Origin of the sequence: Bacillus sp. Marseille-P3661 (assembly GCF_900240995.1) — a bacterium.
GTDB lineage: Bacteria > Bacillota > Bacilli > Bacillales > Bacillaceae_J > OESV01.
In genome coordinates, this window is sequence record NZ_LT965957.1 from 84535 (window position 1) to 101504 (window position 16970).

Annotated in this window: 16 protein-coding genes; 1 reads left to right on the top strand and 15 read right to left on the bottom strand. The window is 35.9% G+C overall.

The genetic code is table 11. The features are described from left to right. Positions 1-310 precede the first annotated feature (310 nt). The 14 genes from C1724_RS21480 to C1724_RS21545 all read right to left on the bottom strand — a co-directional run bounded on the left by C1724_RS21480 (position 311) and on the right by C1724_RS21545 (position 14712). Positions 311-1708, bottom strand: a complete 1398-nt coding sequence (locus C1724_RS21480; protein ID WP_102348839.1) for a sodium/glutamate symporter — start codon at positions 1706-1708, stop codon at positions 311-313. Between the two features lie 179 nt (positions 1709-1887). After that, positions 1888-2208, bottom strand: a complete 321-nt coding sequence (ppnP, locus tag C1724_RS21485; RefSeq protein ID WP_102348840.1) for a pyrimidine/purine nucleoside phosphorylase — start codon at positions 2206-2208, stop codon at positions 1888-1890. Positions 2209-2320: 112 nt separating this feature from the next. After that, positions 2321-3013, bottom strand: coding sequence for a Crp/Fnr family transcriptional regulator (locus C1724_RS21490; protein WP_102348841.1), 693 nt, complete (start codon positions 3011-3013; stop codon positions 2321-2323). 350 nt (positions 3014-3363) lie between these two features. After that, positions 3364-3918, bottom strand: coding sequence for a hypothetical protein (locus C1724_RS21495; RefSeq protein ID WP_102348842.1), 555 nt, complete (start codon positions 3916-3918; stop codon positions 3364-3366). A 185-nt stretch (positions 3919-4103) separates the two neighbouring features. Next, positions 4104-5201, bottom strand: coding sequence for a GerAB/ArcD/ProY family transporter (locus C1724_RS21500; protein WP_180994403.1), 1098 nt, complete (start codon positions 5199-5201; stop codon positions 4104-4106). 119 nt (positions 5202-5320) lie between these two features. After that, complete coding sequence (gene araD / locus C1724_RS21505; protein WP_102348844.1) at positions 5321-6016, bottom strand: L-ribulose-5-phosphate 4-epimerase; 696 nt, start codon at positions 6014-6016, stop codon at positions 5321-5323. 52 nt (positions 6017-6068) lie between these two features. Further along, a complete protein-coding gene (locus C1724_RS21510; protein ID WP_102349018.1) occupies positions 6069-7754 on the bottom strand; it encodes a ribulokinase in 1686 nt (561 codons plus the stop codon). 33 nt (positions 7755-7787) lie between these two features. After that, on the bottom strand, positions 7788-8663 hold the full coding sequence (locus C1724_RS21515; RefSeq protein WP_258000491.1) for a phosphogluconate dehydrogenase C-terminal domain-containing protein: 876 nt from the start codon (positions 8661-8663) through the stop codon (positions 7788-7790). Then, positions 8663-9472 carry a sugar phosphate isomerase/epimerase family protein gene (locus C1724_RS21520; protein ID WP_102348846.1) on the bottom strand — a complete coding sequence of 270 codons (810 nt, stop codon included), beginning with the start codon at positions 9470-9472 and terminating at the stop codon, positions 8663-8665. The genes C1724_RS21515 and C1724_RS21520 overlap by 1 nt, the downstream gene beginning before the upstream one ends. A gap of 234 nt (positions 9473-9706) precedes the next feature. Then, positions 9707-10390, bottom strand: a complete 684-nt coding sequence (locus C1724_RS21525) for a DctP family TRAP transporter solute-binding subunit (RefSeq protein ID WP_102348847.1) — start codon at positions 10388-10390, stop codon at positions 9707-9709. Further along, positions 10359-10766, bottom strand: coding sequence for a hypothetical protein (locus C1724_RS21530; protein WP_102348848.1), 408 nt, complete (start codon positions 10764-10766; stop codon positions 10359-10361). Before C1724_RS21530 ends, C1724_RS21525 begins: the two co-directional genes overlap by 32 nt. Positions 10767-10863: 97 nt before the next feature. Then, on the bottom strand, positions 10864-11889 hold the full coding sequence (locus C1724_RS21535) for a LacI family DNA-binding transcriptional regulator (protein ID WP_102348849.1): 1026 nt from the start codon (positions 11887-11889) through the stop codon (positions 10864-10866). 507 nt (positions 11890-12396) lie between these two features. Further along, entirely contained in the window at positions 12397-13614 is a 1218-nt protein-coding gene (locus C1724_RS21540) for an amidohydrolase family protein (RefSeq protein ID WP_102348850.1), read from the bottom strand. 3 nt (positions 13615-13617) lie between these two features. Then, a complete protein-coding gene (locus tag C1724_RS21545) occupies positions 13618-14712 on the bottom strand; it encodes a hypothetical protein (protein WP_258000492.1) in 1095 nt (364 codons plus the stop codon). 302 nt (positions 14713-15014) lie between these two features. Between C1724_RS21545 and C1724_RS21550 the strand changes: the two genes are divergently transcribed. Next, positions 15015-15470, top strand: coding sequence for a CBS domain-containing protein (locus C1724_RS21550; protein WP_102348851.1), 456 nt, complete (start codon positions 15015-15017; stop codon positions 15468-15470). A 150-nt stretch (positions 15471-15620) separates the two neighbouring features. Here C1724_RS21550 and C1724_RS21555 read toward each other — a convergent pair whose 3' ends face one another. Next, the gene (locus C1724_RS21555) at positions 15621-16964 is read right to left on the bottom strand and encodes an MmgE/PrpD family protein (protein ID WP_102348852.1); all 1344 of its coding nucleotides are present in this window, start codon (positions 16962-16964) and stop codon (positions 15621-15623) included. Between the last annotated feature and the right edge of the window lie 6 nt (positions 16965-16970).

Here is a 16970-nt window from a genome sequence, read left to right on the forward strand (position 1 = left end):
CCCCTCTTTTATATCCTCCAATAACGAAATAATCTTGTCATTTTGATCTATTAGCCTATCATTTTGTTTCCTTAATTTTGCAAAATCGAAGACAAAGACCAATAATATTATTGTCATAAAAACAAGCATGATATCACCTCTTCTAGAATTATAGAAAACTATGTATATACGCACATATACAGTTATAAATATTGATTATACAAAAAAATACTAGGTGAAATCAAATCAGACCATGTTATCTTACAACCAAAAAAGTAAACTCCCCCCTAAGGTCATGTTAGGAGGGATTGATGATGTATTGTTATCCTCTTTACATCGATGTTTGCTTATTTTTTCGGCCATAAACTAAAATTCCAAATACAATCGTGCCTATTACGATGATCGTTGTAAAAATTAAAATCGTTATCGGACCGAACTGGTAAATCAGCGGAATCGAAGCAGCTGTAAAAAGTCCACCGCCTGCAAATGGTTCAAATAATATTTGTTTATAACCAAAACTTTCTAAGGCTGGCGTTTTATTTTCGGGATCTGTAACACGCATCAATAGCAAACCAGTTGCTGTTACCCCGGTTGATTGACCAAAGTCGCCAATTCCGCGTTCAAACCAATAGTTTGGAAGCATCCTTGGAGACAAATATAAAAATGCAAACATCGTCCACGCTATGCCTCCTAAAGAAAGAATTAGAAATGGCATGAAATTATCCCCAATAACAGTTAGTGATAACGTTGCTAACGCACTCACAATCAAAATATCCAAGGCAAACCCTTGAATTCGATTGATGAGTCCCCTATCCAACGTATTATAGCGGTCAAATTTGTCTAACGCGAGTTCCACAATTATTCCACCAATCATCGCCATAGGAAAGAGCGGTACATATCGTAATAGATATACACCTGTAGCAGCTCCCCATAGGACCTCTTCGATCATAATCAAAACTTGCAATATGCCGTAACCTATTAGAACAGCAATTGCAATATAACCTAAATGTAACGAAAGCGGTTCAATCGATTCTGCTCTTGTACTTAAAACTCCGGCTGATTCCCGATTTTCTAATTCATTGAGCCCTTTTTTCTCTAGTTCGTCTCTGTCCGCAATTTTAATATTATTAACTAGCTTATTTTTCCTGATTCCCCAGTTGATAAGTGCAATGCCAATCACAACTCCACTAATTACCCCAACTGTGGCCAAGCCAATTGCTAAATCCGCACCCTCAGCAAAGCCAACTTCTTCAAACGTATCTCTAAGACCGGATGCTGTTCCATGTCCGCCTACAAAAGCTACTTCAATTAAAGCACCTGCTAAAGGATTAACCCCAAAAAAAGGAGTGAGAACCAAGATGGTCAGTAACAAGCCGACAACATATTGCCCAAAGGAAATCATATATCCTGTCACCACCTGCGGTCCGGCCAGTTTCCAAATTGTCTTTAAATTAGGTATCTTTTCTCCTATAAATAATGAAGCAAAAACAATATTAATCATAAGACTGGGTAGAGTTCTCCAAGTGTCTAATGTGGCAGTTGGGAATAGATCGATCCCTGTCAGTTTCCCCAAAATTTCAGGTCCAATAAATAAAGCCAATAGACCGGCGATTAAAGAGCTAGGTAAAAATAAGTCCTGTAATAATGGTGTTTTAACGCGCACCCATTTACCGATTACTAATAATAGTCCTAACAATAATAAACTAAACCCTACGTCATTTGCTGTCATGATGCACCACCTTTTACACTATTGTTTATGTCCAACCTTAACGTAACTGCCCTTTAAGTTTTCGCATAAACTCCATTTTTTACCCTTTTTTAACAAAAAAATTTATGAATCTAAAACCCAAAAAATAAAAAGCACCTATTCAAGTGCACTTGCACTTGAATAGGTGCTTTTTTTAAACATCAATCTTCCTTAATATATGAACAACAATAGTCAACAACTGAATGAATCTTCAATTGAAATTTTGAATTAGCAGGTACATAGAAAACGCCCGCTCCATTAATAACATTCCAGTTTTCTTCACCCTGTAATTTATACTCTAAATGACCATCTATGATTTCCATTTCCTCTTTTAAATCTGTTCCAAATTCATATTCTCCTGGTAACATAATACCTAATGTCTTTTTAGTTCCATCTTCAAATAAAACCACACGACTTGTTACTTTTCCTTCAAAATATGTATTAGCCTTCTTAATGATACATACATTATTAAATTGTTCCATAGTTATGTTACTCTTCCTCTCATATAGTGTATATATAATGTAACATAAAATATTATATGTTTAAATAGAGTTATAGACTCGATACAAATTTTTTTAAATAATAAGAAGACCTTTATAAACTACAAACCTCAACCGAACAGTTTTCACAAGAAATCTCTTCCCTCATGTAATTAAGATCATGAACGATAATTTTATCGTGATTTTTGGAGAGAATTCCATCATCGCGAAGATCGCTTAACAGCCGGTTTACGGTTTCACGTGATGTTCCGCAAAAAAGAGCTAGTTCTTGATCGGTTAATGGTAGATTAATTGCAATATCACCATTGTCTTTTGTTACCCCGTACTTATTAGTCATTCGGATAATCGTTGAAAAAAGAGCACCTTTTTTTCCATATAGCACTAAGTCGCGGAATTTCGTTTGTGTTTTCCGAAGGTGATTACTCATCCATTTCATATATTCAAATGCCACTACATTGTTATGCTTTAATTGCTCTTCTAAAAATTCTTTCTTAACGATCGTGACCTCTGCAGATTCAATCACTCTCGCATTTAATAAGTGATTAGTCTCGTTTGTATAAAGGGTTAGTTCGTTAACGATATCACCTGCAGAGCAAATACTGATTGTTAATTCTTTTCCATCAGCAGAAATTTTACTAATCCGGATGAGACCAGATTTAACAATATACATCTCTGTAACAGGCATACCTTCTTGAAATAAGAACGCACCTTTTTCTAATTTCATCGAGTTAATTGAAGAATGTAACAGTTCTTTTAATTCGAACGAAAAATTGTCTTTCAGATTCATACCATCTACCTACTTTCCCGCAATTTATTATTGTCTCTCTGTAATAAATCTATGTTATGACACTGGTTGTCTATTTTTTCTAACACTCTGCGTGTTCATATTTTTCAATTGCTTGAATTACTGTATTTTTATTTTGCAGGAAAATGGAAAAAATTATAATCCCCTTCTATTCTCATAAATCATTAGTTCTTTAGGAATTAACTCCTATAGTAATATGTAATTAGTACAAACTCTCTAAAACTTATTAATAAACCTCTCTTGATGATCAATGTATAGATCCTCGCTTGCATAAAAAATACCTTTGGCACGACAAACACTAGACGCACCAAGGGTAACAACTATAGGGATACTCAAATCACTCGCTCACTTACTAACTTCCGTTTAATTTTCCTAGTAATGGATAAATTAATCATACTAATTAAAAGAATAATCACGAAACTATTGCGATAAAATGCCTCAACAGTTAAATAATAAAGCCCGCCAAAAATAAAGCCAATTACTAAAAGAGTAAGATACATATTTGCTTGATATTTTAAAAGAGTATGTCCATTTTTATAGAGTAAAAAAGCCGCTAGCAAGGACGCAACAGTTAAGGCTACCAACAGTCCAAAGCCTCCACTTACAATATAGACAAAAAGATTGTATAAAATGTGGGTATTACCGAGAAATCGTGCTAATAAATCATAGATTACATAAATCATTATTGGGACGATAACAAAATAAGTAATCCGTTTGGACCGCTTGTTATCTGTATAAGCTAACGTTTCATGATAAAGAATATGAAGTCCCTCAATTTTATTTCCTCGATATTTTTTAATCACAAATACGGCTAATTGCGAAACACATAGTGCTAAGGTAAATAATACAGCCGCAACAAGTTTATCCTCATAGAAAATCTCTGTCATATCGCGTTATCCCTCCTAATTCTTTCATCGTACCCGATATAGGCAGTTAACAAACTAGCAGTTGCCTTCTATTAATCATAGACTCAACTGCAATAAATTTAAATAAAATGTTCCATATAAAAGAACAGTAAATAGAATTTTATATATTTTTATCAATAAAGGCATTACTAATCGTGTTAGAAACGCTATGTCTTTACTTTCTCCCGTATTTTTGCAACTACTAATAAAGCAATCGGTAGAAACAAACCAAACGTTAAAGTAAACGGAACCCAAATTGTTGAATTCCATTCCGAAGCGTATACTGTATCCGGATATATATCATAGGAAAGCGCAACTAACAGGATTGCTGACGGAAAAACAATGGGGCGATAATTTTTCATTCCAAAAATTTGCGCAGTCCCTAAAACAAAAGCATAAAAGTATATGAGTACCTTAAAATAGGTCGTTATAAACCATATTGCAGCAATTAACGCTTCTATTCTCTGTATAAAATTTCCGATATTAATCTTTTTTGCTAAATCATAACTAGGGTACATACCACGCGCTGTATATTCTGCTCCTAAAACTGTTATACATAAAAATGTAATAATAGCCATAAATATTCCTGAAATAAAGAAAGATACATAAAATGGCTTTTTGATACTTGTGATTAAATTTACACTTGGTAAGATCATGCTAAAAACAATACAAGGTAAATAACCAATACTGGCAAATGATAAAGCACCATGGATAATTGGTTTCACACCTGTTTCATATATGGGTTGTATATTTGTCATTTCAATCTGTGGCAATATCGCTATAACCAATAGCGCAAATAATAGCATTACCCAAGGAACTAAGATTTCTGCTGATCGTCCAATGGTTTCAATACCTATACGAACTGCCATGATAACCGGAAGTACAAACAATAAATTAGCCATTTCTATCGGTGTTCCAGGAAGTACATGGGTCACAACAAAATCACCTTGATAAAACAATGCTGTTGCTGCTCCAACAAAGGAAAAAAGAACAAACATTAGCGCTACAAATATGCCCACCCATTTTCCTAATATTATGATGCAATATTCAACAAACGTCTTATTAGGAAACATCTTGGCCAGTTTTTGATAAAAGAATATAAGTAGAAGTCCCATGCCAATGCTCACTAAACAAGCAAGCCAAGCATCTTGTTTTGCTATGGTAGCTAATCCGGAGGGTATCAAAAGAATAGATGTGCCTATAGAAAATAACAATATGATAATTCCAAGCTGCAGCAAAGTAATTTTTTCTGGAGTTTGATTCATAAACGATCCCCACATGCTTTTTTATGTCTTATCTTATTAATTATCTCCTATTATTTTCCATTAATACTAAAAGCGTTCCTACTAGTTGTATAGGAACGCTTTTTGTATTAATTCATTGTTTATTTAGCTGCTTGCCCGTAGTATGCCTTAACACCATGTTTCCTAAGAAAATGTTTGTCAAGGATTGTATTCGAAATGGAAGGCTTATCCGAATTTAACTTCTTTGTATGGTATGCCATTTTAGCTACCTCTTCCAAAACTACTGCATTATGAACAGCATTGTTAGCATCTTTACCCCAACAAAATGGGGCATGATTATTTACTAAAACACCTGGCATATGCAATACTTCAACATCTCTCAATGTCTCGATAATTACATTTCCAGTTTCTAATTCATAGTTACCTTCAATTTCTTCTGTAGTCATTTCCCTTGTACATGGGATTTCACCATAAAAATAATCAGCATGTGTCGTGCCCAAAGCTGGAATGGGCAAACCCGCTTGTGACCATATGGTAGCCCACGTCGAATGTGTATGAACGATCCCACCGATTGAAGGAAAAGCCCGATATAAAGCAAGATGTGTTGCTGTATCAGAAGAAGGGTTTAAATCTCCTTCTACTTTATTTCCATACAAATCTAGTACAACCAGATCGCTTACTTGCAATTCTTCGTACGGCACACCACTTGGCTTAATGACCACCAAACCTTGGTCACGATCTATGCCACTTACATTTCCCCACGTAAAGGTTACTAAATTATATTTAGGAAGCTTTAGATTTGCTTCCAGCACAGATTGTTTTAATTCTTGTAGCATTCAGAACAACTCCTACTAACTAATGGCTGTCTTAATCTTAAAAATATAGAATTTAGTTAGCTATTAAGATCTTCATTTTGCGTTCTTCTTTAATAGCTTTCATGCGTTTCATAACATCATTTTCCCCACGTCCAAAATAATCATGTAGCTTACTATATTCGACATAGATTTGATTATAGACCTCAACATTTTCTGGAATTGGACGGTATATTTCTTCTTTAATATGCGCCATTTTCTCAGCAGCTTCTAAAATAGTATCGTATCCACCATTTGCGGCACCAGCTGCAACCGCACCAAACATAGCCGCACCTAATGCAGGTGTCTGTGTCGATTTGGCAATTTTTATCTCACGGTTTGTAATATCTGCATAAATTTGCATTAACAATTTATTTCGCTGTGGTAATCCACCGCATGCATAGAGCTCATTAACACCTATTCCATTTTCCTCAAATGCATCAATTATTTTGCGTGTACCGAAAGCCGTAGCTTCCAGCAATGCACGGTAAATTTCCTCAGGTTTAGTTAACAATGTAAGGCCCAAAATCATACCGGTTAGGTTTGTATCAACGAGTACAGAACGATTTCCATTCCACCAGTCTAAAGCTAATAATCCAGTTTCTCCAGGACAATAAGCAGATGCTTTTTCTTCAAGCCATTCATGCACACTTAGACCTTTTATCTTGGCCACGTCATTCACATACGAAGGCACCGCTTCATCAACGAACCATCCAAAAATGTCCCCAACCGCTGATTGGCCAGCTTCATACCCATAATATCCAGGAATAATTCCGTCTTCGACAACACCACAAATGCCCTCAACATATTCTTCTTTTTCTCCTAGCAGCATATGACAAATAGAAGTTCCCATCGCCATAACCATTTTCCCAGGTGTTACAACACCCGCAGCAGGAACAGCTGCGTGCGCGTCAACATTCCCAACTGCAACCGCTATTCCAGGTTTAAGCCCTAGCATCTCTGCCATTTCTAGCGTCAATTCACCTGCTTTGGTACCAAGCAAAACCACGTCACCGCGCAACTTTGTTTCGATAATATTTTCCATCCTTGGATCCAAAGCATTGAAAAAAGCTTTAGAGGGGTACCCTTCTTTTTTATGCCAAGTGGCTTTATATCCCGCTGTACAACTGTTTCGAAGTACATGACCTGTCATTTTTGCAATAACCCAATCTGTTGCTTCTAGGAACAAATCTGTTGCTTCGTAAAGATCAGGTGCTTCGTCTAAAATTTGCCAAACCTTTGGTATCATCCACTCTGACGATAGTTTGCCGCCATACCTTTTTAAAAAAGGTTCATTGGCCGCGATTTCATTAAATCGATTTGCATGTTCTTGGGCTGCATGATGTTTCCACTTTTTCACCCAACTATGAGGATTTTTTGCCCACTTCTCAGTTAAACAAAGTGGCGTAAGATTCTTATCAACCGGTAACATTGTACATGCTGTAAAATCAATCCCAATTCCGATAATATCATTAAGGTTTACACCAGATTGTTGGATCACGTTTGGAACAGATTGTCGCAATACCTCCAGATAATCTTCGGGATGTTGCAGCGCCCAATCCATCCCAAGTTCTTCCCCAGTATTAGGAAGTTTCTCATCGATCACTCCGTGTGGATAAGGAGTTACATGTGTAGCAATTTCTTCTCCATTTGAAATATCTACTAACACAGCTCTACCAGACTGTGTACCATAATCTATGCCAATTGCATATTTACTCATGATGCTCCTCCCTTCTAAGGCATTCTTTGTCAAACTCTATTTATTAAGTGTCGTTTCCTCCAAATGAAGCATCTTCTTGATCACTTCATCTAATGACTCTTTTGTAAATACATCTTTCCAATTTTCTTTAAAGATCTTTTCATATCCATAATCGATCGCAATCTTAGCTGCATCCGAAAAAGGATTAACATTATTAAACGCAATTGCTAGTGGAATTTGAATATGACCTAACATAAATGAACGTGCTGCATCGGCTGGGATTCCCATTTTAATTACTTGATCTGTCGCTTCTTTCATAATACATGCTGCAGATGCTGCAACTACTTCAGCAGCTGCCGGCTCAAGAAGCGCCATATGCTCAACCGTAATTCGATAGCACTCCACAACTGGAGCAAACATATCGATACAAATTTGTCTTGCAATCTCAAAATTCTCTTCTCGTCCTTGTTGAAGGGCAATCACGATATCTTGTTTTGCAGCTATTCCACCAAACATATCCTTTCTTGCTTCATCGGAATCTTGCTCTCCAAATAATTGAGGATGACAAGGATGTGTTACAACGAACGTACAATCATTACGCAAACTAACTTGATTAGCATATGCAGCGGCTGGATCAAGTAAAATTAAAGTCGCGTCTGGTTTCATTTGAGGAACTATTTCAGCTGATATTCTACCAATTAACGCATCAGGTACTGCTAAGATAATAAAATCGGCACTAGGATAGGCCTCTTCGCCAGCTGTTGTGCTAAGACCACGTTCTTTAAGACGTGCAATTCCTGACTCAGCTTTTTCAACAAATGATAAATTATATGTTCCTTTTACTAGATTATCAGTAATTCGGCAGCCCATTTTTCCACCGGCACCAACGATTGTTACATTTATAGTTGAATGATCACGATTTACATTAGTCACTATACTCTCTCCTTCAAATAGGCAATACTCTTGTTTGCCCATTCATTTTCTTTTTCAATTGTTTTAGAAACAGACTCTTCATACGGGGTCCATAATTCAAGGATTACATTCGGATTTTTACCATACTTAGAAAGCTCATTCATTACCATGTCTATATCCAATTGACCTTCACCAGCAGGGCAGCCCACAATAGAAAAACCCATCTGGGATTGAACTCTATCAACCTTAAAATCTTTAAAATGAAGATTTATTGTATAGGGTGCTAGTTTCTTAACTACAAATTCTGGAGCTTCTAATGCTCCAAAAGAATTTACTGTATCTAAGCAAATACCGATATAAGGACTATCCACAGCTTCAAGTAAATCTATTAACTCATCCACTGTATGACGATCATGATTTTCAATAGCAAGGGCTATTCCGGCTTTTTCATAAGACGGAATGACCTGTTGAATTAATTCAATCGCTTCAGTTAGTTCAGGTGTTCCTTTAGATGTATGAATAATGGTTCTTACAAATTTAGAGCCAAGAACTTGCGCAATTTCTAAATAACGTAGCAACTGCTCTACTTCTATCCCTCTTGTTCCAACTTCTAATTCAATTCCTAATGCATCAGCTGATTGTTTAAAGTTTTCTAGTTCTTCCCCTGTCATTAGATGCAAAGGGAGATTATCAGCAATTTGCAAAACCTCAAGTTTTTGTCCTTTTGTTTTTTTCAGTAAATCATGAGCTGATAACCGTCCTTCTGGAACTGGAAAACCGGGTACTTCAACACCCCATGTATACGTATATGAACTTAATCCAAGTTTCATATTAATTTTCACTCCAAATCTAGCATCCAATTTATCTATTAAAATCTATAAAAAGTATTACCTATACAAATAATCAATTCAGAAATTCCTATATTTGAATACATGTAAAAATTAGTAGTATAATAAAAAATAGGAAGTAGCACGCCAATAATTATCTCGTAATATTGGAAATTAAAGATCACTAAATACAGAGGAGAGATGGCTCTCTCACCTTCCCTCTCTCCTCACAAAACATTAATATTGATTACCGATTTCTAAAATTTGATCAATTAACTCTTTTCCAAAAACATCTTGATATTGTTCATAAACTGGTAGTGTTGCTTCCTGGAATGCAGAACGATCAACTTCATAAACATCCATTCCAGCTTCTTTCAGAAGTTCAACTTGCTCGTTTGATTGCTGTGTGATAAGTTCTCTTTCTAATTGTGTTACTTCTTTAGCTGCATCTTTAATAATTTGTTGTTGCTCAGGTGTTAACTTATCCATCACAGGTTTACTCATTGCAAATACATATGGTGAATAAAAATGACCTGTTAATGCATAATAATCTTGAACTTCGTGTAATAAGTTAGTCCAAACAATCGGAACCGGATTTTCTTGTCCGTCAACTACACCTTGTTGTAAGCTTGTATAAACTTCTCCCCATGCCATAGGAGTAGGTGATGCGCCCATCGCTTTAAATGCAGCCATATGAACTTCATTTTCCATTGTTCTTATTTTCATGCCATCTAAATCTTCTGGCTTTTCAACCTTTTTCTCAGAAGTTGTTAAATGTCTCCATCCGTTTTCCATGAAAGATAACCCTACAATTTCTTGAGACTCTAATTGTTTTAAGAGGTTCTGACCAATTTCACCATCAAGTACCTCATACGCGTGCTCTGACGACTTAAATAAAAACGGTAAATTCACAACTCCCATTTGAGGTAAAAAATCCGATAACAGGGGCTGTATCTACAATCGTTAACTCCACAGTACCAATTTGAAGTCCTTCTACCATTGCTCTTTCTTCGCCTAACTGTCTGTTTCCAAATACTTGAACCTCAATTGCACCTTCTGTTTTTTCTTCAACAATTTCTTTAAATTTTAATGATGCAGTTTGTAATGGATGTGATTCCTGTGCACCATGACCTAGTTTAAGAACAACTTTCTCTGCTGTTGTCGTTTCAGCAGGTTCATTTGCTGGTGGTTCTTCCGTTGTTGTGCCTGATTGGTTATTACCGCCACAGCCCACTAGAAATAATGACATTGCTAATATAAGGGTAATAGTTAATAATAAATTCTTTCTAATATTCATTGGAACTCCTCACCTTCTCTATTATGATAGTTATAAAATTTCCCCAAAATCCAAACAGCCTACTCGTATACAACCACCTCCTTTAAGTATTCAAACATTACCCCTTTTCTCCAACAGTGGACTCTCTCTCCTGAAACTTCATTTTGATCACCAAATCCGTAGCACTTGAGGAGCTCATTCCATTTAATTTATTGGTTATTTGTTTATGAAGAATTTCTACTGCATGTTGAGCTAATTCAGCTGTTGGATGAATATTAGCCGTTATTTTCGGTTGAATGATAAAATCAAACTCAGAATCCTCAAATCCCTCAAACGACGCAAGTGCAACATCTTGCGGTATTTTTAATTTGAGATCTGCCAATGCTCTCATAACTCCAAGTGCTGTCATATGGTTTGCAGCAAATATAGCTGTCGGCCTATCATCCATACTGATTAATTCTTTGGCCATTGCATAGCCACTTCTAATTGTAAATTCCCCTTCTTTTATATATTCAGAAGGTAATTCAATCTGATTTTCGATTAAAGCTTGTTGCACGCCTTCCCATCTTTTTTTCCCAGTTGACAGAAATAGTGAACCATTTATAATCCCAATTTTCCGGTGTCCCAGTTCAATAAGATGATTCATGACTCTTCTACTGCCTTGGACATTATCAACTTCAACATTACTTACATTCAAACCCTCATATGTTCTACCAGCCAAAACGCACGGTACATTTTCAACAATCTTTTTGAAATGTTTAAAGGTTTTCCCAACAGGTGTAACGATAATTCCATCCACCCTTCGTTCTAGAAGTACCCTTAAACTATCTTCTTCCATTTGTGTATCCTCCTGCGTATGACAAAGTAAGACGTTATAACCTAATTCCCTTGCCACTTTTTCAACCCCAATACTGAAACCCGAGAAAAAAGGGCTATCTATGTGAGGTATTAGCAGTCCGATAATATTGCTTTGTTTTGTTACCAAACTCCTAGCAATCCCGCTTGGCTGATAATCGAGTTCTTCAATAGCTTGGAGTACCTTTTTTTTCGTCTCCTCACTTACATATCCATTATTTCTTATAACTCTAGAGACAGTTGTCACTGAAACTCCAGACTTTTGTGCTATATCTTTAATTGAGGCCATATTTTACTCCTTTTTCAAAAACAGATGTCCTACTATAGAGCATTAGTATTTGAAATTAGTTTAATTCAAAAATAAGAAATTAGTTCATATATTATGTGGTAACGTTACCACAACAATCAAGCTCATTCTCCTCAAACTCCAGAAATGTGGTAACGTTACCACATAGATAGCGGAAGAATCACGAAAGCGATTTTTAGTTGTGGTAACGCTACCACACAAGGTAAAAAAACACTTTCTATTTACAATTTATTTATCAAGAATATTAATATATAAATCTCCGGATGATATGAAACTATTTTTATGGTATCGTTACCACACTTTGTTATTTTTGTGGTAACGTTTTCATACTTTGATTGTAAAACACAAAGTTAGGTTCGTCAATATAATATTTTTAAAACTTTTTAAAATAATGGTCGACCATTTTACTGTAAACGAGAAGCCCTATTCTAAGGACTTCTCGCCACTTAAACAACTTAAGTCCATTCGTTTATTCAGCGTTAATTTTTACTAGTTCCGCTCAATTACTTTCTTCCCCTTATAAAAAACCTTTTTAATTTTAGTAATCTCCGTTATCTCTAACCCTGGAACACCCTCTGTTACTAGGAAGTTTGCTTCTAAACCTGGTAGTATCCTTCCAAACCGATGCTCTTTTCCTAATAAATTAGCAGGGTTGCTTGTTAATAAAGCAAGAATTACATTTTCATCATAGCCTTTTTCTTTTAAAAGCTGCATAGCCGGATGTGCGATTACCATTAAAACATCAGGCCCTTTTAACGCTTGATCCTCAAACGGCAGCCATGTTGCGCCTTGATATGGCGGTAAAAATGAGTCGGTGGATATCGATACAGAAATATTGTTTGCGACTAATTCAACAATTTCTTCAGGTGAATTGGGCAGTAAATGAGTACCGCCCATAGGTGTTGCAACAATAGGTACTTGTTTATTTGCTGCTCTCCTTATTAAATCAGTTGTAATTCCATGGGCGTGGTGGAGAACATCGAATCCCGCTTCCAAAGCCATGTCAATTCCTTGTTCCCCCGCTACATGACAGCCTATTTGTTTCCCTAATCCATGATAGATTTCAACAATCTTTTTTAACTCATCTACTGTATAAATTAATTCCCCCGCTCTCGGAACATCCTCTTTTTTAAAATTGGCAGGTGTGGCATTAATAAAAATATTTTCCCCTGGATAGTCACTTTCTTGAGCAATTTTCTGTACTAGATCGGTATTCGTTAATTCATGTTTTGCAACAATTTTTGATTGTGTAATGGAGGTAAAGTGTGCCAATTGTTCCAATCCAATTGAGATGCTCGTCGTTGCAAAGGAAATGTCAATTGGTAAATTCTTAACAACAGTACGATAGTCTTTAACTGAAAAACTACACAACGGATGGCCGCAAATTTGTTCGCCAAGCGCCGTAATACCTGATGAAAGCGCATCGAAAATAATGCCTTTTCCTGCCCAAAAATGCGTATTTGGTGTGACCGGATAAAGTGATGTTGGTGCGAACTCTAGAAGATGTGTGTGACAATCAATTAAGGAAGGGGTTATGACAAAATCAGAGCAATCCAAAACACGAATCGTTGGAAATTGTTTCTGCAGCTTTTTCCATTCTCCAATAGCCACTATTTTTTCATTTTCAATAACCATTCCGCCATGATGAATAGTTCCGAGACTGCTAACTGTCACAATTTTTTTCGCTTTAATCATGAATTTCATCATTCATCACACCAAGAAAGGAGTTAAGAAATATCCTAAAACACAGGCTGTAATAACACGAAGTACCATTCCAATAATGGCAGTCTCTAGTGCTTCCCGTTCATTAAGAGTAGATGTCTCAGCCCATGTTACAGGAACCTGACCAAAGATAACTGATAGTGGCAATCCTGAATTCGCTAGCACAAAGGAGCCTACCACTAGCCTTGGATCGATTGTACTCGCTAAATCGGCAAGCTGTGCAACAGCGAGAGTAGGTGCTGCTAGTATCGATACAATTCCTGTAGCTGGTTCAATACTTAAAACTGTAAGAACCGAAGATAAGCTTGCTTCAATTAAACTCCAAACCCCGATAAATTTGAGTGCTCCAATAAAGAAAAACACGGCAGCAACAGCTGGAATGATCGTTAAAAATAGAAGTTCTGCTCCTTCTTTTGCAGATGAAAAGATAGTTTGCGATATTCGGGTACTTGGGGTAAAGCGCGGCAGTTGTTCCAACTCAACTTTGTTCGTATCGCGGTAAATGGTTTTGGATAACAGAATAGGCACGACAACGATAGGCGCAAAAATAGCTAAAATGATTAATGGAAATGCATTTATATTAAAAGCTGTTAAAGCAATAATACCAAGTACAAAGGTTGCGAACGATTGTGGAGATTGAATCATTGTAGCAACAGCTATTTTCTGTTCTGCCTTTGTAGCATTCGCTTTAACTAATATTGGGCCCGCTATTTTTCCAGCAGCATTAATATCACCTAGAATGTTATAAACACTAGGTACAATAACAGATGGGTTTATTTTAAACCACTTCATAACAGGCACAAAAATCCGAATTAAACCATCTGTAAATCCTAACCGTTCCAAAATCCTTCCAACGATCACACTAACTATAATCGCAATACCAATTTCACTTATTAGAAAAATATCAACTACAACTGGCTTTACTTCCTTAATGATCGTATCAAAAAATGTTGACAAGGAATTAGGCGCAAAAAGTAAAAGAATTAAAGATATAAAAACTAACAAAATCCCAAACACTTCAAATGCATGCCATTTAGACCTAACAGCCTTGTCCTGCGCAATTGGTACTTTTTCTTTATCCATATAAAACGCCTCCAGCATTTTATATTAGTGTATGGAGGATAAATAAATATGTGTTTGTCTATGAAACAATGATCTACTATTAGGGGTGAGTTTTTTTCCTGCAATTGTTTATATAACAATTATAGTGTTAATCCTAATTTTGAAATTCAAAAAAGAAGAACTTAGTTGACGGAGTATTTTTAATCTTTGCTCAACAGTAGCCTTTTCAAAATTAAAATAACAGCAAAATCTTTCACAAAGGTTATTTTTCGAACTAAAAATGATGTAAAATGAGTTGTATATACTATTTTGGGAGGCACACTATGAAAGCGCATGAAATCATGAAAACCGATGTCATTAAAGTAAAAGAGGAAGCTAGCATTCAAGTCGTAATTGAAATATTCCTTGACTATGGAATAAGCGGTCTTCCAGTAGTTAATGACAGAAACGAAATCGTTGCTTATATTAGTGACGGGGATATCATGCGATTTATTGGGAAAAGCAAGGATATTTTCATCGATACATTTTTTTATACGAACTTAATCAAAGCAGATGAAAATGAGTTTGAGCATCGAGTAAAAAGAGTCATTTCTTTAAACGTAATGGAAGTGGCAAAAAAAACAGTACATAAAGTGCAATGGAATGAAAGCATTGATAATATTGCAGCCCTTTTAGGTAATAAACATATTAAAAAATTACCGGTCGAACGAAACGGGGTACTTGTAGGCATTATTAGCCGTGGGGATGTTATAAGGCATACTTTTAAATCATTGCTTTAATAAATAATAGTGCCCAATAAATAAAGTTAACAAAAAACTATTATCAGTCATATATTCAGTATCATAAAAGCCTCTCTTCCTATATTGTGAAAGAGAGGCTTTTCTACAACCTGACAGCTATTTTTTTAAAACTATCTTTACTGTATTAATTTATTTCAAAAGAATCTTTACCTGTTTTGTTACATCGATAACGGCTTGTTTATCAGTAAGGCCACTTTCGATTAGTTTAATAAATTCTTGTATTTCATCATTTTTCAAAATAGGCTGCAAAAGTTTTAAACTTTTTTGCATAATATCTTTTTTATTAAGTTTTTTAGTAGAATCGCCATGAGAATTGTCAACTACCTCGATGACAGTGCCCTTTGTTGTTTCAACCTCTACTATTGTCATCCATTGCTCAGGATAGTGCTTTGATAAGGTTTCATCACCATATATTTTAACTCTATTCATAAAAGAATGGACTATATCATTCTTTATTAATTCTGTCCGTGAAATGTCGAATAAATGCTCTGGATAATAGACCGACATAGCTAATTGATATGGAGCACTTGTCAAAGATGAAACTCTATCACTGGCACCATGATCTATCATTTTGACAAATTCATTAGGAACTTTAATATTTATACTTTTTATCTCTTCAGGTAAAATGCCTTGTTCAAGAATTTTTGAAAGGCCATATATGGATGGAATCACTTGTTTCGCAGAACAATATGGTTTCATACTCATCCTTTGCATAACGTTTTCTTCGCCTAATAAATTAGTAAAATAAGAAAGCTCCGCTTTAAGACCATATGTTTTTTCCAACCAACTATTCTCCAGCATTTCAGGATCACCTTGAAAGCCTTTTGATGCAATTATAGCTGCTAATACTCCAGACCGAACAGCAGTACCAAGAGTTAACCAACGGAAAGTGTGTTGTGACGACCTACTCACACCACCTGTGGACATCGTTAATGATAATGCGAGGGCATGTACTGTTTTGTCATCTGGCAAACCCAGGAGACGTGAGGTGGTAGCAGCTGCGCCAAAAGCTGCTGTGAAATATGTAGGCCATATCCCTTTACTTAATATTCTTGCTCCATCTATCACTTGACCCAATCTTGTCATCATATCATACCCAATGATGATCGAATCCATGATTGTTTCATAGGATAGATTTTTCTGAGTTGGTGTTAAAGAAAGTACAGTTGGAATAATGACTGAACCTGGGGTCGTACATGATGCAATATGAATATCATCAACCTCTGTTAAACGTGTTAAAGAAACGTTAATCATTATTTCATCTAATACACTTTGTTTATCCACATGATTAGTTGATAGTATACCGTTTTCTTCATCTTGAAAAACTGACAAAATATGTTCCCCTTCTGTAGTATACCTGCCACAAACAAGAGCTACTATAGTATCCACAAAGTGATTTAACGCTTCTTCTCTCTCTAACTTGGAATGCTTATGAGTGCTAATATAGGAGGAAACTTGCTTCAAAACTGACATTCAATC